A 17,876-nucleotide genomic window follows, 5' to 3' on the forward strand; every position below is an offset into this window, starting at 1 on the left:
GTATTATAAAAAATTAAAATGAGTTAACTGTTTTTCTAATAGCTACTAATTTGTTCATCAAACCTTCAAAATAGTCTAAATGAAGCATATTAGCACCATCACTTTTTGCGTTAGCAGGATCAAAATGCGTTTCGATAAAAATACCATCAACACCAACTGCAATACCGGCTTTTGCTACTGTTTCGATCATGTCAGGTCTTCCGCCCGTAACCCCAGCAGTTTGATTTGGTTGTTGAAGTGAATGCGTTACGTCTAGAACTGTGGAAGCATATTGTTGCATAGTAGGAATTCCTCTAAAATCTACAATCATGTCTTGGTAGCCAAACATAGTACCGCGATCTGTAACCATAACATTCTCGTTATTACAGTCTAAAACTTTTTGAACAGCATGTTTCATGCTTTCTGGGCTCATAAATTGTCCTTTTTTCAAGTTTACGGTTTTTCCTGTGTTGGCAGCAGCTACAACAAGATCAGTTTGACGAACTAAGAAAGCAGGAATTTGCAATACGTCTACATATTGTGCAGCCATATCAGCATCTTCATTAGTGTGAATATCTGTTACAGTCGGAACGTGAAAAGTTTCAGAAACTTTTCTTAAGATTTTTAATGCTTTTTCGTCACCAATTCCAGAAAAACTGTCAATTCTAGAACGGTTTGCTTTTTTAAAAGATCCTTTAAATACATAAGGAATCTGAAGATTGTCGGTAATACCAACTAATTTTTCAGCAATTCTAAGAGCCATTTCTTCTCCTTCAATAGCGCAAGGTCCTGCTAATAAAAAGAAATTTCCGCTGTCAGTATGCTTAATTTGTGGAATATGTTGTAAGTTCATAAAATTATTTTTTTGCAATGCAAAGGTAGTTATGATTTATGAATAGCGGATGAAGATTTAAGATTATTTTAAGAAGTCGAATAACTGACTAGGAGCTTACTAGAATTAACGAATTTCTAAAACTTCTTCTAAATGATTAAATGCTTTTTCCGAGGCAATATTAAAGTATGGAAAGAACATGATGAATGACATTTATCATGTTCTGAAGTTTTGCAGTTCAATGTTGTTTTTTAGTTTTGACTAATATGTCTTTTTGATTTATTTTCTTTCCATCTTTTAATCAAAAATTGAGTGACAATAATCAAAATGAGAACAAAAAGAAAAAAGAAACAAGCTACAGCAATTCCGACAAGAGGCATTCCGCATCTTACAGGATTTGGATATTGTTCGTATTGTTTAGAAAAATTATAATCCGCAATATTAAAAGCCACAAAGGCAAGTACAATTTGAAGGATAAAATTTATCAAAGAAATAATAGTGAATTTTAGAGAAGACGGTTTATAGATTGAAAAACTTCCCAGTATTAATTGTGATAAGACAGGTAAAATAATGAGAAGCAAGGGTAGTAAATTAAGCATAATTTTAATTTGAGACTGTTTATTTCAGCCTCAAACCTAGAGGAACCATTAAAATCCCTTTTTCATAAATATTCAAATACAGTTTTACCGGTTTTTTTTGTCCTTCCCATTTTAACTCGTAAACGTTCAAAAATCCAGCGCCCATATTACTTCTTTTAGTCGGGAACGGGCAGCACGTTTCTAATCTGGAATACGTTATTTTTTCGCCATTTGGGCCAGCCAAGGCGTTTAAGAAACGGGTTTCGTTTAGAGCTTCATTATTTGTGTTTTGAAAAAAGATATTAATTGGATAATCAGGATCATAACCGTACTTTTTATCTTTAGCAAATTGCGTTATAGCAAAAGTATTGTCCTTTTTTAGAATCAAATCAGGTGCGTTATCGTCGACATTCTTTAAAGTCGATTTTGTGCTTACGCAAGAAGAAACACTGATTAATAAAACAATTAAAAAAGCTATTTTTTTCATGGTCGAGATTGTTGGATAATTAAACTGCTTGTTCTGTTGTTTTTGGATTTAGCCTTAAAGTACCAACTACAATCAGATATTGTGCCAGAAGATAAGTCAGCATAATAAAAAAGGAACTTTTAGGAATGGGAGCATAAAATTTATTCACTGCCAAAATACTATCAGAAATAATAAAGAAAATGGCGCCTAAAAATACAAGTTTATTCCCTGGTTTTTCCCATACCAGAAATCCGTTGAAAGCAAATAAAAGCATAATTGAAATCACAGAAGCATAAATGGAAACAGGAATTTCAAGTTCTCCTAAATAAGGCATTAAAATAGAAACCATTCCGATTAAGTAGCATGCAATAAAGACACTTCCAAATATAAAAAGCGGTTTGTTTTGTTTTTTTCTGATTCTTTTCTGTTTATTAAAAAGTACACAGTAAACAATGTGTGCCATTAAAAAAAATACAAGCCCCAGAATAAAATAAATTTCACCAAGATCAGTAAAAAGCAAAATGACATCTCCAAGCCAAGAAAGCGCAAGTGCGGCCAATAAAATATTCTGAGTTGGAAATTTCCTGTAAAAGTAAGCTCCGAACCCAATAATTGGTATTAGGATGGGTTTAAGAAAAAGGTCAAAACGTTCGTAGCCAAAGAGCAGAATAATGAGATAAACTATACTAAATGCTACATAAATTTTAAAAAAAAATGAGTTTCTCATAATAGGGGTTATGAATTGGTATATTGGTTTTGGTTGGTTTTAAAGTCAAAATTAACAAAATAAAGTGTTGTCAAGAAAGATAAAATTAGGTAAGTAAAAATAATATAATTACTAATTGGAATTGTACGATTTAAACCAAACCAATCTCCATAATAACCAATGATACAAATTACAATTCCCAATCGGATAGCTTCCCATAAAATAGCAAACCGATTTTTATCCATTAGCTCTGTGTAGCTATATATGGTTACAAAAATAAAAAAGCCATAGATGAAGATGTTTGGAAGACCAATTTTAGCAATATTTTCAAACAGATAACTTACAAATAGTAATGTTACCAGCATTTGAATAACAGACCAGTAAATTAGTTTTTGAGAATTCTGCGTGCCATATTTTTCAAAATTAAAAACATTCTCGATTTTGTTTACGGGATATTTTTCTTCAAAGTTTTCCGGACGCCAGCCTGTTGGTTTAAACCAAATTGTCAATTTGTCTTTCCATTTTGGAGCGCGCCAAGCATCTTTTATTAATAAACTCAAATGCTGAAAATTTATCTTTATAGGATTCCAAGTATTGGCTGGTCTTGTGATTCCGAAAACAGGAGGTACATCGTCTAATTCTTCTTGAAAAGTACCAAAAAGCTTGTCCCAAAAAATAAAAATCTGCGAATGATTTTTATCTAGATATTCTGGATTAATGGCATGATGCACTCGATGATGTGAAGGAGTTACCAAAATATACTCAACAAATCCCATTTTCTTAATATGTTTGGTGTGATACCAAAATTGTAAAAATAAATGAATAGGTAGCGTAATTGCAATTACAGAAGCAGGAACGCCCAACAAAGCTGCGGGAATCAATAAAAAAGTAAATAAATTGACCAAACTAGCAATGGGCTGGCGCAATGCACAAGCAAGATTAAACTCTTCACTGCTATGATGAATGGCATGTTTGTTCCATAGAAAATTAATCTGATGTGCCAAACGATGGCTCCAATAACCGTAAAAATCGATAACAAAAAAGGCAATGCAATAGGAGAGAACATTTGCTTCCAAATGCTGTAATGCAATTTTAGAAACTAGCCATTCGTAAGAAAGAAAAGTCACGCTCAGTCCTAAAACATCTTTAACCGAATTGGTAATGCCAGAACTGATGCTGGAAACGCTGTCTATTAATGGTGCAGTGTCGTTTTTTTTGTAAATGCCGTAAATTTTTTCAATGATAATCAAGGCTAAAAAAACCGGCATTGCAATAATCAATATCTTTCCGTATTCTTCCATAAAAAATGCATTCTATTTCGTTCAAATATATAATAAAATCAAATGCATTTTGAATTATTTGTAATTAAACAGTTATGATTGTGTTATTTATTCAAAATAGAATTGCAAATTATTGAGACTCAAAAGGATATTTTACAGGATGAAATTTTACCGCTTTTGGGTTCTTTATATTAAATCGTACCGATTCTTTTATGATTTGAAATGAATCGTATTTTATATCTAAGAGTATTTGATTATCAGAACTGACAACTCCGTACTTATTGTTTTTCTTTACAACAAATTCTCCCGTTCCGTAAATCTCTGTAATCGCATCATATTCTGCCGGAATTGCTATTGTATTGTTATTGATGTAAACACCAAATTTGTTCTTGTCTTTAAAAACTTGATAGTTGCTCTTTGCAAATCCTCTAAAAATAGAATTATCCTTTACAAATTCATCTACAAAAATTTCGGTCTCAGTGTAATTATTGTTTTCAATTGTAAGAAGATATTTTTTAGACTTTTTTGCAGCAAAAATTTTGTTTTGAGAAGCACTATAAAAATCATACTCTTCCGGAATTATAACTTCTCCTTTGGCAGAAAGCATACCTTCTTTGTTTTCAGAGTTGGTTGTGATATAGTATTTAGAAAAAGGATTAATATACTGATACGAAATTGGAATAATTTCTTTTTCCAGATATGGATTTACAATGCCTTGTAAATTATTTTTATAAGCAAAATAATGATCTTTGAATGAAATACTATCTTTAGAATAAACAACATAAATGTTATCGTAAACTAAAGGTTTCAAAACAGAATCTTTTTGATCGACCAGACCATTTTTTGCATTGTTTTTTACAATATAAATTGAATTAGAAGGATAAATTTCATCGTATTTGCAGTCAATATTGTATTTTCCATTTGAATTTATAATGCCTTTCTTTTTGGTTAATTTGTTTAAAATAAGGAAAGCATCTTGAGCAAGTATTCTTTCAAGCTTATGATCTTTAATAGTATTTAAAACGATGTTTCCAAGAGTATCAATTATTAAAGTGTTTTTGTTTTGAAGCGTTACAATCGATCTTTTATGCTGGAAATATTCAATATCAAAAGCCTGAAAATTGGTAATCTGTTTTCCTTCAGCATTAAATAAATCAATGCTACTATTACTCTGGACAAATAAAATAGCATTGTTGCCCATTATATTATCATATTTAATCGGCAGTATGATTTTATTTTTCAGGTCAATAACTCCGCTTTTGTTGTTTTTTGAAACTCTTACCAGATTATTTCCTAAGTAGAAAACATCTTCATAATCAAATGGAATTTTAATATTGCCCTGCAAATCAATAAATCCTCTTTTGAATTTTTTATTGACTATTTTGCCAGCTTCAAATATAGTTTTAAGATCTTTTCTATTATGGATGAATTGATATGTGGGCTTTATAACTACATTTCCGAGAGAATCAATTAATCCCATTTTTTCGTTAAAAGTTCTAAATACAGCATAATTATTTTCAAAACCATACACATATTCGTAAGTCTTATTTTCCGTCAACTGCTTGCGAAGATCCTCAAATTTTGCTTGCCCTTTTGAGATAAAAGACAATAATAGAATTACTAAAAGAAAGATATTTCTCATAATTTTAAATTAATAAAAATAAAAACGCATTCTGTTCAATTCTAGTATAGAATAAAACAGAATGCGTTTAAAAATTATATGCAATTAAACAATTTCGGCGCTAAGACCAGCCTCGAGAAGTTGTGTGCATTGCGGTTTCAGTTTTTCTATCGGGCCTGTTTTCACAGTGCATTTTCCGTTGTAATGTACAATCAAAGAGCATTGCTCAGCTTGTTCTGCTGTGTGGCTGCAAACACGCATAAGAGTATCAATTACGTGATCAAAAGTGTTTACATCATCATTATACACAATGATCTCGTTATTAAAAGCAATGGCTTCTTTTTCGCGAACTCTTTCTCTTACTTTTTCTTTAGTACTCATATCTTATAGTTTTTGTACTGAATTGATTATCAGTATCTAATTTACGTATTTTAAAGATACCCAATTGTTTCTTTGAAGCTTTTTAACATAAGTTAAACCCTTTTCGACGCATGATGCATCGATAAATGGAATATCTTCTTCGTAAAAACCGCTAAAAAGAATAATTCCTTTTGGATTTAAAGCATCTACATATGCTTGCATATCATTCAGCAAAATATTTCTGTTGATATTGGCAATAATTAAATCGTATTTTTTGCCTGCTAATAATGCCGCATCGCCTTCATAAACGCTGATGTGTTTGCAATTATTGCGTTCCGCATTTTCGATAGAGTTCAAATAACACCAATTATCAATATCAATCGCATCAATAGGTTCAGCACCTTTCATTTCAGCTAAAATAGCTAAAATGGCAGTTCCACATCCCATATCAAGTGTTTTTAAACCTTTCACATCCATTTCAAGTAAATGCTGAATCATCATGTGAGTGGTTTCATGATGTCCAGTTCCAAAACTCATTTTTGGCTCAATTACGATATCAAATTCAGCGTCTGTTTTTTCGTGAAAAGGAGCACGAACGTGACATTTTCCGTCTACATCAATTGGTTCAAAATTCTTTTCCCATTCTTCATTCCAGTTTACCTGATCGATCTCTTCAATCGTATATTCAATTTTAAACTCTTCAGATTGCAAAATATAGATATCATCTAGAATATTTTCATCCCATAAATCTTTCTTCACAAAAGCCGAAATTCCGTTTTCAGTTTCTGTAAAACTTTCAAATGCTTTTTCGCCTAGTTCAGCCACTAAAATTTCAGAACCCACTTCTTTTGGCTCAATTGTAAAATGATATCCTAAATAGATGTTTGACATAAATTAAATTTTTTGCAAAGGTAATCCTTAAATTATAAATTTTCAATTTTAAAATTCCAAATTCCAAAACGAAAAAACCATTCGCATCGCGAATGGTTTTTTGTAAAATTTAATATCTAAAATCTAAAATTAGATAGCAGTAACAATAGCTAAGAAATCATCAGCTTTTAAAGCAGCGCCTCCAATTAAACCACCGTCTACGTCTGGTTTAGAGAAGATTTCTTTAGCGTTTTCTGGTTTTACAGAACCACCATATAAAATAGAAACTTCGTCAGCGATATCAGCTCCAAAAGCTTTACGGATAACTTCTCTGATAAATTCGTGCATTTCTTGCGCTTGTTCTGGCGAAGCAGTTTCTCCAGTTCCAATAGCCCAAACTGGTTCGTAAGCTAAAACAATTTTAGACCAAGATTCTTTTGCGATTTGAAAAACACCATCACGTAATTGATTCTCAACAATGTTGAAGTGATTTCCAGACTGACGATCTTTTAATTCTTCTCCAAAGCAGAAGATTACTGTCATATCATGTTTTAAAGCTGTATCAACTTTATCTGCGATTAAAGCATCAGTTTCGTGGAAAATAGCTCTGCGCTCAGAGTGACCTAAGATTACTGTATTAACGCCAATGCTTGTTAACATATCTGCAGAAATTTCTCCTGTAAAAGCACCGCCTTCTGCTTGGTGAACGTTTTGAGCAGAAACTCCAATAGTTGTATTTTTCAACTTAGCTGCAGCAGCTTGTAAGTTTACAAAAGTTGGAGCTACAATTACTTGTGCATTTGTTTTTGCTGGAATTTTAGCAATTAATTCGTTTAATAACTCTTCAGTTTGCGCTGCATTTTTATGCATTTTCCAGTTTCCTGCAACAATCGATTTTCTCATTTTGGTAGTTTTATATTATTTTTTTGTTTTTTGTTTTGAAAGAAGTCAAAATTTAAATTGAATTTTCAAATTGAATTTTGATATTGACATTGTTATTGAAAGATTATTTCAATGATTGTAAAGTAGAATTGATTTTTTCGAAATCAGTTTCGATTGCTCTATATAAAACAATTTTTCCAGTTTTGTCAACTACAATATATCTTGGAATCCAGTCCAAATCAATAGCTTTTCCGAAAAGACCTTTCATGCCATCGTTCATCATATAATGATCGCCTTTATTTAACTCATGTTTTTCGATTCCAGCTTTCCATTTATCAGCTGTTTTATCAGCAGAAATGAATAAGTAAGACACATCAGGATTATTGGCTTGTAATTCTTTTAATTTTGGCATTGCTTTTACACAGTCACCACACCAAGAAGCCCAAACTTCGATAACCAAAGTTTTTCCTTTATATTTTTTTAAAATGTTTTTGAAAGTAACCTGACTTCCGTCAGTGGCTAGTAATTTCTCAGACAGAGCTTCTTTAGAAAAAGCAGTTTTCTGAGCTTGAGTGCATGAAAAAGAAATAAATGCAATTACGGCTAGGACTAATTGTTTCATATTTGATTAAAATTATTTTTTATTAGGGTACTGAATTCACAAAGTTAAACAAACAAATCGAATGCCAATTGCAGATTAACAAAATTTGAAGAGTCGTTTATTTTGTAACAAAACAACGTTTTTTGGTTGAAAAAAGTGTTTTGAAATCGTAATAGTAGAGATGAAAAAAGGTGTTTTTTTCTAGCGAAGATATTTTGCAAATAAAAAAATGATAAAAATTTTATTTTTAGAAAAAGATTTTAATCAAAAAAACGTCAGATTGTAATAAAGGAAGCCTTCAATAAAATCAAAATTATTGAAGGCTTCCTTTATGTTTTTGAATGCTTATTTTAATTCATAATTGCCATTTGCCCATTTTTTGCTTGGAGCAATCCAATTGTCTGCGGCTTTGTACAAAAAGCCATGTTTTAGGCCAGTATTCAATTCAATTTCCTTGAAATGATCTATTTTGCATTTAGAAGTTTCTTTTCTTTTAATAGCAGAAACTCCGTAAATATCTGATTTCTCATAAATAGTCAAAATATTTCCGCACCAATTAATATCTGTGATTTGTTGTATATCGGTGTCCATAAAACAACCTATAAAAACAAAATTCACATCTGGATTAGAGAGATAAGTTGAAACAAATTGAGCGATATAACCACCTTGGGACGTTCCGATTACTGTAATGTGATTTGGTGAAACTCCTTTCTTTATAAGCTTTTTGACTTGTTTGGCCATTTTCTCAGCATATTCTGCCGAATTGGTGTTTTTCTTTCTTTTTTCACTATAAACAATAAAGCCATCTTTTCTATAAGATTCTAAAATCTCATTGTATTCTGCTCTGCCATATTCTGGATGAACTGCATTTAAATCATTTTCTTCTACAAATTTGTTGTGAAAAAAGAAAATGTAGCGTTGATTTTCATTTTTTATTTGACCGTAACCTGCAATGTAAAATAAAATTGAGAACGAGAAAGTAAGTGTTTGAAAGAGTTTTTTCATGAATAGATTATGTAGAATGTAAAAATGGATTTAAATCGATTTTAGTTTTTTGTATCCATTAAAATTTTATAAATCCCAGTTGTTTTTTCTTCTTCATATTCAGCATTTTTAACTTCAAATGCCTTTTTTACGATACTACTGCATTGGCTTCCTTTTACACTTTCTGTAACAACAAGTAATTCAAAAACAGGTTTGCCTCCAATATTTACGGCATAATTAAATGTTCCTGCTTCAAATGCTAATGGTAACAAAGCACGATCTGAATTGTTGTTTTTCAGATAAGTGGTTTGAATTATCTTATTTTGATTTAAATCTGTTACTGTCACAGGTGTTTGCGGGGTAAAGGTGCCATTGTTAAACAAATTAGCTCCGGAATCTTTATCAACAAATTCGAAAGTAAGTCCAAAAGGTCCTGTTGAGCAGTTTGTTTCAGCAGAATCACAGCCTGTAACAAAAATTAAAATTAGAATAATTGAAAGATTTAGTAGTTTTCTCATGATTAAAAATAATTTTTGGTTCAATCAAATGTAGGATTATTATTCGTAATCTGAAAGCTAACTTTTAAAGAAAGCATCTTAAAAAATAAAAGCGCTAATAATGTATTTATTAGCGCTTCTAAAAATTTATATTTTTTGAGGTATTACAATTTCAAATCATCAGTATCGTTGTAGTGTACTTTTTGAGCGATAGTTCCGTCATGTACAACTACAATACTTGGATTTGCTCTTTCAACCGTTTTTAAAGCAGTTCCATCGCAGAAATAGAAATCAATATCTAAAGCGTAATCTTTTTTAGCTTTAGCAATTTCGTCAGCTCCAGATGCAGTCATCCCAATTACTTTGTAGCCTTTTACTTTTGCATCTGCAGTAACTTTTGCTAATTTTTTCATTCCTTCAGGATTTGATAAATTCAAATCGTAAGTTACATAGATTAGTAATTTTGGTTCTTTTAATAATTCTTCTTTGTAGTCAGAATCATCTTTAGTCATGGTAAAATCATGAATAGGAGGAACATATCCCTCAGAAATTACTTTGTCTTTTCTGTCAACAAATACAGCGCCTTCGGGAATATTCATTAAATCCTTTTCTGTAAATTCTTTGTCAACGCCATTTACTTTATAGATAAAAATCATTTCTACAACCGATTTTGGGGCACCTTCTGGAATTTCCATTCCTTTCTCGATGTTTGTTCCCACTTTGTATGGACGGAAATCTTTGATAGGATTGTGATTGATAACCCAAACAGCCATAAATACACATAAAATGATGCTGATTAAAGTGATAATATTGGTAACCAATTTTGAAAATAAAGGTTTTACCAGCTTTTTATTGATGAATAAAATCAAAATAAAGAAAAGTAAAACAACATCTTTTGTGAATGATTGCCAAGGCGTTAAGTGTAAAGCGTCTCCAAAACAGCCACAATCTTTTACTACATCAAAATAAGCAGAGTAGAAAGTAAGGAAAGTAAAGAAAATGATTAATAATAATAAAGCCCAAATAGTTAGTTTTGATTTGTAGCCAACCAAAAGCATTACACCTAAAACTACTTCTAAAATCACTAAAAAGATCGCTAATCCTAAAGCCAATGGTTCTAAGAAAGGCATATTGAAAACAGGCTCACTAAAATATTCAGCTAATTTATAAGAGAATCCAACGGGATCATTCAGTTTTATTAATCCAGAAATGATAAATAATACACCGACAAATAATCGGGAGAATTGGGTAATGATGTTTTTCATAAAAATAATGATTTTAAAATTCCAAAACTAAAATTCCAAATTCCAACTTTTCGATAAAATTTTGGGATTTGGGATGTTTAAAATTGAAATTTTATTTATTTATAGGGTTTAGAATTAAAGCAAAAACAGAATAATTAATCATATCTTGATAATTGGCATCGATTCCTTCAGAGACGATTGTTTTTCCTTTATTGTCTTCAATCTGTTTAACGCGGAGTAGTTTTTGAAGAATCAAATCTGTTAAAGAGCTAACACGCATGTCACGCCAAGCTTCACCATAATCGTGGTTTTTGGCTTCCATTAATTCTTTTGTCAATTTTACTTTAGCATCGTACAATTCAGTTGCTTTTTCAACGTCAAGATCCGGCTGATCCACAACGCCCAACTCTAATTGAATCAAAGCCATGATAGAATAATTGATAATTCCGATAAATTCTCCTTTTTCATCCTCATCGACTTTACGGACTTCATTTTCCTGTAAACTTCTGATTCGTTGTGCTTTTATGAAAATTTGATCAGTCAGCGATGGCAATCTTAAAATTCTCCATGCACTGCCATAATCTTTCATTTTATTGATAAACAAAGTGCGACAAACCGCTATAACATTATCAAATTCTTGGGAAGTATTCTTCATTTATATGCTGTATATTTGCTAAAATTTCTTCAAAAATAAGGATAATTTTTTAAGAGTTTCAAGTTTAAGGTTCGCTTTGTTTCAAGTTTTTTCTAAACAAAGTGTTAATGCACAACTTGGAACCTGAAACCTGAAACAAAATAAACAATGACAATTAACTGCAAAGGTGAACTTATAGATTTATCGATTCCTAAAGTAATGGGGATTCTAAACGTTACACCAAATTCTTTCTTTGACGGAGGAAAATATAAAAACGAAGACGAAATTATTTCGCAAGTAGATAAAATGCTTTCTGAAGGTGCAACATTCATTGATATTGGAGCATATTCTAGCAAACCAAGTGCTGAATTTGTAACGGAACAAGAAGAAATTGACAGAATCGTTCCTGCAATTGAATTGATTTTAAAGCATTTTCCAGAAACTTTATTATCAATTGACACTTTTAGAGCTGAGGTTGCAAAAGCAAGTATAGAAAGTGGCGCGGCAATTATTAATGATATTGCTGCGGGAGAACTAGATGATAAAATGTTTGATGTTATTGCACATTACAACGTTCCGTACATTATGATGCATATGCGAGGAAATCCGCAGACGATGCAGAGTTTGACGCAGTACGATGATATTATAAAAGAAATGCTTTTCTATTTTTCTGAAAAAGTGAAAAAAGCAAGAGCATTAGGTATCAATGACTTGATTTTAGATCCAGGTTTTGGTTTTGCTAAAACTACCGATCAGAATTATGAAGTAATGCAGAAAATGGAACTTTTTAATATTTTAGAATTACCCGTTTTGGTAGGAATTTCAAGAAAATCGATGATTTATAAAACGCTTGATATTACACCACAAGAAGCCTTAAACGGAACAACTTTCTTAAATACTATTGCTTTGACAAAAGGAGCAAAAATTCTTCGTGTTCATGACGTGAAAGAAGCTGTGGAATGTGTTACTTTGTTTAATAAAATGAGTTTATAAATCGCCAGTTTTGTCATTTCGATGAAGGAGAAATTTTCGTTGCTAGATTGACAAAGAATGGATTCTTGTTACGGAGTTACTTGCGAAGATTTCTCCTTAGTCGAAATGACAAACTTTGTGTAAAATGAATTTTAAAAATATGAAATACTTTACCCTAATTATAGCTTTTCTACTTTTCTCCTGCGGAAAAAAAGAAGACGTTTTATTGCCAAAATCAAATGTTTCAATTGTAAAAGATGTACAAGATCATTCGCCGATTTATATCTTTTTTAAAGTCGAAGGAAAAGATACAATTGCCGATTTAAATCGAAAAAGTGCCATAATTTCAACCAATTGGATTTTAAATATAGATAAACGTCTGCCATTGAAATTAGTGATTCCGCAAGTAATGAAAATGCAGGAGAAAAAGCGTAACGAGAAAATGCATCAGAACGAAGAATCTGAAAACTATTATTCTTATGCAGATTCTATTGGGAAAAATCTAGCCTTTTTGCCTTTCACGAAAGTGTTCTATAAAATGGAGAAACCTACTGCAGGAAGTTTTGTGGTTTACTTTAGTAAAGGAAAGAAACGAGTTTTTATGGGAAATCAGGAAATAAAAATATCAGAAATATTAAAGCATTTTTATAGTATAAAGTTTGATAAAGTGCCAGATCTGGTATTTTTATTTGATAAGAATATGAGTTATGAAGAATACATTCAGTATAAAATTCTACTGCAAAAAGATGTGACTTATAATCTTGATAAACTTCCAGTAGAATTCATTTTCTAACCTGAAACCTGAAACAAAACCTTATTGATGATGATAAGGTTCATTTCGTAAAATGGTAAATCCGCGGTATAATTGTTCGATAAAAAATAAACGAACCATTTGGTGTGAAAATGTCATTAGCGAAAGCGAAACTTTTCCCTGGGCTTTTTTATAAACCGTTTCAGAAAATCCGTAAGGACCACCAATTACGAAAACTAAAGTTTTAACTCCAGAATTCATTTTCTTCTGTAATTCTTCAGAGAATCCAACGCTTGAGAATGTTTTTCCGTTTTCATCCAATAAAATCAACTGATCGGTTGCTGAAAGTTTAGAAAGAATCAATTCGCCTTCTTTTTCTTTCTGCTGACTTTCAGATAAGTTTTTTACGTTTTTGATATCGGGAATTATTTCCAGATCAAATTTGATGTAAAATGACAAGCGTTTGGTGTAATCGTCTATCAAAGTCTGAAGCGATTTATTATCTGTTTTGCCTATTGCTATAAGTTTGATGTTCATTGGTTAAGTTTTTTGCAGCGAATTGCACTAATTCGCACGAATTTATTTTTTTGCCACAGATTAAAAGGATTTTTACAGATTATTTAAAGGGAAATAAAAAATCCTTTTTAATCATTTTAATCTGTGGCAAAATGAAAAACTTTATTTTTTATTCTCAAAAACGGTTTCAAAATGTTCTACAATTGGAAACGGTTCGTAATAATGATGTAAAATCTTTTTCCATTCTAAATAAGCTTCAGAAGTTCTAAAGCCTACTGTATGATCTTCTAATGTATTCCAATCGACCAACAAAAGATATTTATGTTCAATTTCAAGACATTTCTCTAATCGATGCCCTAAATAACCATCAATTGAAGAAATGTATTGACTTGCCTTTGCAAAATCAGCTTCAAATTGATTGGCTAAGTCTGGTTTTACGTAAAGAAATGCTGCTTCTAATATCATAGTTTACTGTTATCAAACCCGACAGGTTTTTAAAACCTGTCGGGTTTCGTTTAGTTGTTAAACTTCGCTTCAAAAGTTTTAAAACGGTTATCTAGATCTTTGATTAATTGCTTTTTTACCGAAGCATCTTGAATAAAACTGTAATTGATGCTATTGTAAACGTATTTTTTAATTGTTTCATAATTTACATCAGGATATCTTTTTGCCAGTAAAACATATTGCTCTGTCATATTACTTCTCAAAATTCCTGCATCGTCTGTGCTAATCACAATAGGGACATTAAATTCTTTGTAAAGCGTAAACGGATGTCTGTTTTCTTTTACTTTTAAGATGAATTCGTTGCTCGTTAAATTGATTTCAACTGGGATATTATTTTTAGACATATATTTTAATAAATCATACGAGTTGGCTTCGTAAGCAATATCTACTCCGTGACCAATTCTGTTTGCGCCTGCAACATAAATAGCGTCATTAATATGCCAGGTCAATTCTTCTGGTTGAACTAAACCTAAAGTCAATTCCCCTGCATGAAGCGTATATTTTACATCAGGAAATTTGGAATGACAGTATTTAAACATCACCATGTGTAACCAATAATCTTTCATAGAAGTTTGTCCGTGTTCTGGAGAAACAATATTTACACCTGCTGTTAGTTTACTTTCGCTTGACGAAATAAAAGCAATCACCAAATTTTTGAATAAATCTACTGGATCCATAAAACGAAGTACAAAGTTTTGATAACGCATTGTAAAACGTTCGTCGTCCATTTTTAAATCTTTATGCAATTTGGCTATGAAATTATTGTTGAAATCTTCAGCATATTTTTTTGCATCTTTTTTCTGAAGCGATTTATACAATTCATCCAAAAGTTTCAAAACTGCTTTTTCATCTTTTTGTTCTGAAGCTTGGCGAAGTTTAGTATTGAAATCAGCTAAATCTGAAACATTCATATCACAAGGAATTGTAGATAATTGTGTTTCAATGTAAGTTACATTTTCTGCAATGGCACGTTTCTTTAATTCAAGCATTCCTTCTGCAAAATGACCTTGAATAGTAGGCTCAAATTTCATAAAAGAATCAAAAAACTGATCGTCAGAAGGAACCGACCCGTTATAATCTTTTACCGACCAAGTCTGCATGATCTGCTGTTCGTAATACTCTAATTTTCCTTTATTTTTAAGAGATGAAAAGTTTTCCCAGTTTCCGTTTGCAGGTTTGGTTTTAGAAACTGCCATTGTTTCAATATTCAAATAAAAGTCCTCTGCAATAGCTCTTTCCAAAAGAGGTTCTGCATAAACTGATCCTGAAAAATGGTGGTGTAAATCGCCTCCTTTAGGCATTTGTTGAAAGAAAGCTGTTAAGAGAGCTTCATTATTTCTGATTTTTTCTAAATAACTCTCAGCCGATTGAGAAAAGCCGATTTGTGCTATGAAAAAACAGAAAAGCGTAATTATTCTTGTCATACTCTAAGATTAAATTACGCGCAAATATACGAGTTTTCGGAGAAATTTGAAAATTTGTTTTTTGTTGTTGTGGTTTTTACCGCAAAGAGCGCAAGGTTTTATGATATACGAAACCTAATATAAACGCAAAGTTCGCAAAGCTTTATGTAAAAAACTTTGCGAACTTTGCGTAATCCTTCGCTCCCGATAGCTATCGGGATTGCGGTTTAAAAAAACTTAGAACCTTAGCATCTCAGAACCTTAGAAACTCAAGAAAAAAGCACATCATGTATTTCAGGAACTTTATCAAAAACGCTTTTTGCGAAAGGACATAACGGAATAATTTTTAAGTTGTTATTTCTCGCATATTCTACGGCAGCCATAACCAGTTTTTTGCCGACACCTTTTCCGTTAAAATCAGGGCTTACTTCGGTATGGTCAATGATGAATTTTGAATCTCCTGCCCAAGTGTAGGTCATTTTTCCAGCTTCCTTTCCGTCTTCGATGGCTTCAAAATAGCCTTTTCTTATATCGTTTATTTGTTGAATTTCCATATTGCTTTATACTAAAGAAGTTTCTATTTTAATTGTGTTTATAAGTGTTTTATGAACAGGACAGCTGTTGGCAATTTTCAAAATTCGCTGTTTTTGAGCATCGTCTACATTTCCTGCAATTAAGATTTTGGTTGAAAATAAAGAAACAGTATGTTCTTCATTTTTTTCAAAATCTACCCAAATTGTAAGTTCTGAAACATCCCAAGCTTTGCGGTCAATGTACATTCGCAGTGTAATTAAAGTGCAGGATGCAAGAGAGGAAGCCAGAAGTTCAAACGGACTAAATCCTAAATTTTTTCCGCCCACATCTTGCGGTTCGTCGGCAATTAGAATATTCCCTGTTTTAGAAGTTATTTCTGTGCGATATTTTCGTGTGTCTATTGTTGCTTTAACGGTATCCATAAGTTATTTAATTCTTGGTTCTGGTAATGGAACAAATTCTGTTTCTCCTGGAACTTTTGGAAAAGTTTGGTTTGTCCAGTCAGTTTTTGCTTTTTCGATGAGGTTTTTGTCTGATGAAACAAAGTTCCAAAAGATAAAATGCTCTTCAGGAAAAGGTTCTCCTCCAAAAATATAAACTGTTGAATTTGCAGCAATTTCAAATTCACAAAGAGAAGCTTCGGTTGTAATTAAAATTTGTCTTGGATCGTATGTATGTTCGCCATTTTTAATGCTTCCATCTAAAATATACAATCCGCTTTCTCCGAACAAATGATGTCCGATATTAATTTTCTTAGCTTCTTTGCTTTTAATTTCAATAAAATATAGTGGACTGTAAACAGGAACAGGTGATTTTCTGCCAAATGCTTCGCCAGCAATTAATTTGTATGAAACGCCATCTTCTTCCCAAGCTGGAATGTCATCTGCTTCAACATGTGTGAAATTAGGCTCCATTTGTTCCAATTCTTTCGGGAGCGCCACCCAAATCTGCAATCCGTGAAGCATTTTATCTGAATGTCTTAAATATTCTGGAGTTCTTTCGGAATGAACGATTCCTTTTCCAGCCGTCATCCAGTTTACTGCTCCCGGTTTTATTTCTAATTCTGTTCCTAAACTATCGCGATGCATAATGCTTCCTTCAAACAAAAATGTCAAAGTAGAAAGTCCGATATGCGGATGCGGAGGAACATCCATATTTTCATGATCACTTAAATGTGCGGGTCCCATATGATCGATAAAGACAAATGGTCCAACTGCTCTTTTTTCGCGGAAAGGCAATAAACGGCCTACCATAAAATTGCCAATATTGGCAGCACGTTCTTCGATAATTAAACTAATATTTGACATGTGGTATTTTTTATTTGATTTGAAAACAAAATTACAATGGTGATAGAAATCTGTAACTTAATTTAGATTAAGAAAAGTTGTTTTTTTGTATTATCTATAAAAGTAAGGAAAATGTGGAATAATTCAAATCATTGATTTTGATGTTTCTAAGTTTTTTTGTCATTTCGACGAAGGAGAAATCTTCGCAAGAAACCCGACAAAGATTGAATTCTCGTTGCGGAGCTACTTGTGGAGATTTCTCCTTCGTCGAAATTGTAAAGGTTAGATATTTCGGTAACAAAATTTAAATTTAATAAATTTTGTTACGATGAGAAATAATAGTCAAGATTGTACATTAGAGAGGAACTATTTAGAG

The 17,876-nt window shown here is 31.8% G+C and carries 22 protein-coding genes; 2 read left to right on the forward strand and 20 right to left on the reverse strand.

Features of this window, described 5'->3' with window-relative positions; genetic code table 11:
* Nucleotides 1-13: 13 nt before the first annotated feature.
* The 14 genes from kdsA to AC5ZCW_RS20995 form a co-directional block, all read right to left on the reverse strand.
* On the reverse strand, nt 14-832 hold the full coding sequence (gene kdsA, locus AC5ZCW_RS20930) for a 3-deoxy-8-phosphooctulonate synthase (RefSeq protein WP_132990404.1): 819 nt from the start codon (nt 830-832) through the stop codon (nt 14-16).
* Nucleotides 833-1,062: 230 nt separating this feature from the next.
* The gene (locus AC5ZCW_RS20935) at nt 1,063-1,410 is read right to left on the reverse strand and encodes a hypothetical protein (protein ID WP_496121581.1); all 348 of its coding nucleotides are present in this window, start codon (nt 1,408-1,410) and stop codon (nt 1,063-1,065) included.
* A 19-nt stretch (nt 1,411-1,429) separates the two neighbouring features.
* Complete coding sequence (locus AC5ZCW_RS20940) at nt 1,430-1,876, reverse strand: 2-dehydro-3-deoxyphosphooctonate aldolase (protein WP_177210046.1); 447 nt, start codon at nt 1,874-1,876, stop codon at nt 1,430-1,432.
* A gap of 19 nt (nt 1,877-1,895) precedes the next feature.
* On the reverse strand, nt 1,896-2,582 hold the full coding sequence (locus tag AC5ZCW_RS20945) for a lysoplasmalogenase (protein ID WP_496121582.1): 687 nt from the start codon (nt 2,580-2,582) through the stop codon (nt 1,896-1,898).
* Nucleotides 2,583-2,590: 8 nt separating this feature from the next.
* Nucleotides 2,591-3,862, reverse strand: coding sequence for a sterol desaturase family protein (locus AC5ZCW_RS20950; protein ID WP_496121584.1), 1,272 nt, complete (start codon nt 3,860-3,862; stop codon nt 2,591-2,593).
* 109 nt (nt 3,863-3,971) lie between these two features.
* Nucleotides 3,972-5,483, reverse strand: a complete 1,512-nt coding sequence (locus tag AC5ZCW_RS20955; RefSeq protein WP_496121585.1) for a WG repeat-containing protein — start codon at nt 5,481-5,483, stop codon at nt 3,972-3,974.
* A gap of 84 nt (nt 5,484-5,567) precedes the next feature.
* Complete coding sequence (locus AC5ZCW_RS20960; RefSeq protein WP_111376979.1) at nt 5,568-5,843, reverse strand: ATP-dependent Clp protease adaptor ClpS; 276 nt, start codon at nt 5,841-5,843, stop codon at nt 5,568-5,570.
* 36 nt (nt 5,844-5,879) lie between these two features.
* Nucleotides 5,880-6,713: a 50S ribosomal protein L11 methyltransferase gene (gene prmA, locus AC5ZCW_RS20965; protein ID WP_496121587.1), complete on the reverse strand. Its 834-nt coding sequence runs from the start codon at nt 6,711-6,713 to the stop codon at nt 5,880-5,882.
* A 129-nt stretch (nt 6,714-6,842) separates the two neighbouring features.
* Nucleotides 6,843-7,595 carry a triose-phosphate isomerase gene (gene tpiA / locus AC5ZCW_RS20970; protein WP_343543421.1) on the reverse strand — a complete coding sequence of 251 codons (753 nt, stop codon included), beginning with the start codon at nt 7,593-7,595 and terminating at the stop codon, nt 6,843-6,845.
* 103 nt (nt 7,596-7,698) lie between these two features.
* Complete coding sequence (locus tag AC5ZCW_RS20975) at nt 7,699-8,196, reverse strand: TlpA family protein disulfide reductase (protein ID WP_066035041.1); 498 nt, start codon at nt 8,194-8,196, stop codon at nt 7,699-7,701.
* Nucleotides 8,197-8,520: 324 nt separating this feature from the next.
* Entirely contained in the window at nt 8,521-9,180 is a 660-nt protein-coding gene (locus AC5ZCW_RS20980) for an alpha/beta hydrolase (protein ID WP_496121588.1), read from the reverse strand.
* A 41-nt stretch (nt 9,181-9,221) separates the two neighbouring features.
* On the reverse strand, nt 9,222-9,677 hold the full coding sequence (locus AC5ZCW_RS20985; protein WP_496121589.1) for a hypothetical protein: 456 nt from the start codon (nt 9,675-9,677) through the stop codon (nt 9,222-9,224).
* A 143-nt stretch (nt 9,678-9,820) separates the two neighbouring features.
* Nucleotides 9,821-10,921, reverse strand: coding sequence for a BT_3928 family protein (locus AC5ZCW_RS20990; RefSeq protein ID WP_496121590.1), 1,101 nt, complete (start codon nt 10,919-10,921; stop codon nt 9,821-9,823).
* A gap of 91 nt (nt 10,922-11,012) precedes the next feature.
* Entirely contained in the window at nt 11,013-11,555 is a 543-nt protein-coding gene (locus AC5ZCW_RS20995; RefSeq protein WP_177210035.1) for a DUF1599 domain-containing protein, read from the reverse strand.
* A 147-nt stretch (nt 11,556-11,702) separates the two neighbouring features.
* On the opposite strand from AC5ZCW_RS20995, the gene folP reads away from it, so the two are divergent.
* Nucleotides 11,703-12,527, forward strand: coding sequence for a dihydropteroate synthase (gene folP, locus AC5ZCW_RS21000; RefSeq protein ID WP_496121591.1), 825 nt, complete (start codon nt 11,703-11,705; stop codon nt 12,525-12,527).
* Nucleotides 12,528-12,666: 139 nt separating this feature from the next.
* Nucleotides 12,667-13,299 carry a hypothetical protein gene (locus AC5ZCW_RS21005; protein WP_496121592.1) on the forward strand — a complete coding sequence of 211 codons (633 nt, stop codon included), beginning with the start codon at nt 12,667-12,669 and terminating at the stop codon, nt 13,297-13,299.
* Between the two features lie 21 nt (nt 13,300-13,320).
* Here AC5ZCW_RS21005 and rlmH read toward each other — a convergent pair whose 3' ends face one another.
* The 6 genes from rlmH to AC5ZCW_RS21035 all read right to left on the reverse strand — a co-directional run bounded on the left by rlmH (nt 13,321) and on the right by AC5ZCW_RS21035 (nt 17,521).
* A complete protein-coding gene (gene rlmH, locus AC5ZCW_RS21010) occupies nt 13,321-13,794 on the reverse strand; it encodes a 23S rRNA (pseudouridine(1915)-N(3))-methyltransferase RlmH (protein ID WP_035648259.1) in 474 nt (157 codons plus the stop codon).
* A 141-nt stretch (nt 13,795-13,935) separates the two neighbouring features.
* Nucleotides 13,936-14,238: an antibiotic biosynthesis monooxygenase family protein gene (locus AC5ZCW_RS21015; RefSeq protein WP_496121593.1), complete on the reverse strand. Its 303-nt coding sequence runs from the start codon at nt 14,236-14,238 to the stop codon at nt 13,936-13,938.
* A 50-nt stretch (nt 14,239-14,288) separates the two neighbouring features.
* Nucleotides 14,289-15,701, reverse strand: a complete 1,413-nt coding sequence (locus AC5ZCW_RS21020; RefSeq protein ID WP_496121594.1) for an amidohydrolase family protein — start codon at nt 15,699-15,701, stop codon at nt 14,289-14,291.
* A gap of 248 nt (nt 15,702-15,949) precedes the next feature.
* Nucleotides 15,950-16,234, reverse strand: a complete 285-nt coding sequence (locus AC5ZCW_RS21025) for a GNAT family N-acetyltransferase (RefSeq protein WP_496121596.1) — start codon at nt 16,232-16,234, stop codon at nt 15,950-15,952.
* Nucleotides 16,235-16,240: 6 nt separating this feature from the next.
* On the reverse strand, nt 16,241-16,636 hold the full coding sequence (locus AC5ZCW_RS21030) for an OsmC family protein (RefSeq protein ID WP_496121598.1): 396 nt from the start codon (nt 16,634-16,636) through the stop codon (nt 16,241-16,243).
* 3 nt (nt 16,637-16,639) lie between these two features.
* Nucleotides 16,640-17,521: a pirin family protein gene (locus AC5ZCW_RS21035; protein WP_496121600.1), complete on the reverse strand. Its 882-nt coding sequence runs from the start codon at nt 17,519-17,521 to the stop codon at nt 16,640-16,642.
* Nucleotides 17,522-17,876: the final 355 nt, after the last annotated feature.

The organism is Flavobacterium sp. PLA-DH12 (genome assembly GCF_059511845.1).

Bases quoted from the DNA above. Each gene is read 5' to 3' on its own strand.
- kdsA (WP_132990404.1), bottom strand. From the start codon at position 832: ATGAACTTACAACATATTCCACAAATTAAGCATACTGACAGCGGAAAT.
- AC5ZCW_RS20935 (WP_496121581.1), bottom strand. From the start codon at position 1,410: ATGCTTAATTTACTACCCTTGCTTCTCATTATTTTACCTGTCTTATCA.
- AC5ZCW_RS20940 (WP_177210046.1), bottom strand. From the start codon at position 1,876: ATGAAAAAAATAGCTTTTTTAATTGTTTTATTAATCAGTGTTTCTTCT.
- AC5ZCW_RS20945 (WP_496121582.1), bottom strand. From the start codon at position 2,582: ATGAGAAACTCATTTTTTTTTAAAATTTATGTAGCATTTAGTATAGTT.
- AC5ZCW_RS20950 (WP_496121584.1), bottom strand. From the start codon at position 3,862: ATGGAAGAATACGGAAAGATATTGATTATTGCAATGCCGGTTTTTTTA.
- AC5ZCW_RS20955 (WP_496121585.1), bottom strand. From the start codon at position 5,483: ATGAGAAATATCTTTCTTTTAGTAATTCTATTATTGTCTTTTATCTCA.
- AC5ZCW_RS20960 (WP_111376979.1), bottom strand. From the start codon at position 5,843: ATGAGTACTAAAGAAAAAGTAAGAGAAAGAGTTCGCGAAAAAGAAGCC.
- prmA (WP_496121587.1), bottom strand. From the start codon at position 6,713: ATGTCAAACATCTATTTAGGATATCATTTTACAATTGAGCCAAAAGAA.
- tpiA (WP_343543421.1), bottom strand. From the start codon at position 7,595: ATGAGAAAATCGATTGTTGCAGGAAACTGGAAAATGCATAAAAATGCA.
- AC5ZCW_RS20975 (WP_066035041.1), bottom strand. From the start codon at position 8,196: ATGAAACAATTAGTCCTAGCCGTAATTGCATTTATTTCTTTTTCATGC.
- AC5ZCW_RS20980 (WP_496121588.1), bottom strand. From the start codon at position 9,180: ATGAAAAAACTCTTTCAAACACTTACTTTCTCGTTCTCAATTTTATTT.
- AC5ZCW_RS20985 (WP_496121589.1), bottom strand. From the start codon at position 9,677: ATGAGAAAACTACTAAATCTTTCAATTATTCTAATTTTAATTTTTGTT.
- AC5ZCW_RS20990 (WP_496121590.1), bottom strand. From the start codon at position 10,921: ATGAAAAACATCATTACCCAATTCTCCCGATTATTTGTCGGTGTATTA.
- AC5ZCW_RS20995 (WP_177210035.1), bottom strand. From the start codon at position 11,555: ATGAAGAATACTTCCCAAGAATTTGATAATGTTATAGCGGTTTGTCGC.
- folP (WP_496121591.1), top strand. From the start codon at position 11,703: ATGACAATTAACTGCAAAGGTGAACTTATAGATTTATCGATTCCTAAA.
- AC5ZCW_RS21005 (WP_496121592.1), top strand. From the start codon at position 12,667: ATGAAATACTTTACCCTAATTATAGCTTTTCTACTTTTCTCCTGCGGA.
- rlmH (WP_035648259.1), bottom strand. From the start codon at position 13,794: ATGAACATCAAACTTATAGCAATAGGCAAAACAGATAATAAATCGCTT.
- AC5ZCW_RS21015 (WP_496121593.1), bottom strand. From the start codon at position 14,238: ATGATATTAGAAGCAGCATTTCTTTACGTAAAACCAGACTTAGCCAAT.
- AC5ZCW_RS21020 (WP_496121594.1), bottom strand. From the start codon at position 15,701: ATGACAAGAATAATTACGCTTTTCTGTTTTTTCATAGCACAAATCGGC.
- AC5ZCW_RS21025 (WP_496121596.1), bottom strand. From the start codon at position 16,234: ATGGAAATTCAACAAATAAACGATATAAGAAAAGGCTATTTTGAAGCC.
- AC5ZCW_RS21030 (WP_496121598.1), bottom strand. From the start codon at position 16,636: ATGGATACCGTTAAAGCAACAATAGACACACGAAAATATCGCACAGAA.
- AC5ZCW_RS21035 (WP_496121600.1), bottom strand. From the start codon at position 17,521: ATGTCAAATATTAGTTTAATTATCGAAGAACGTGCTGCCAATATTGGC.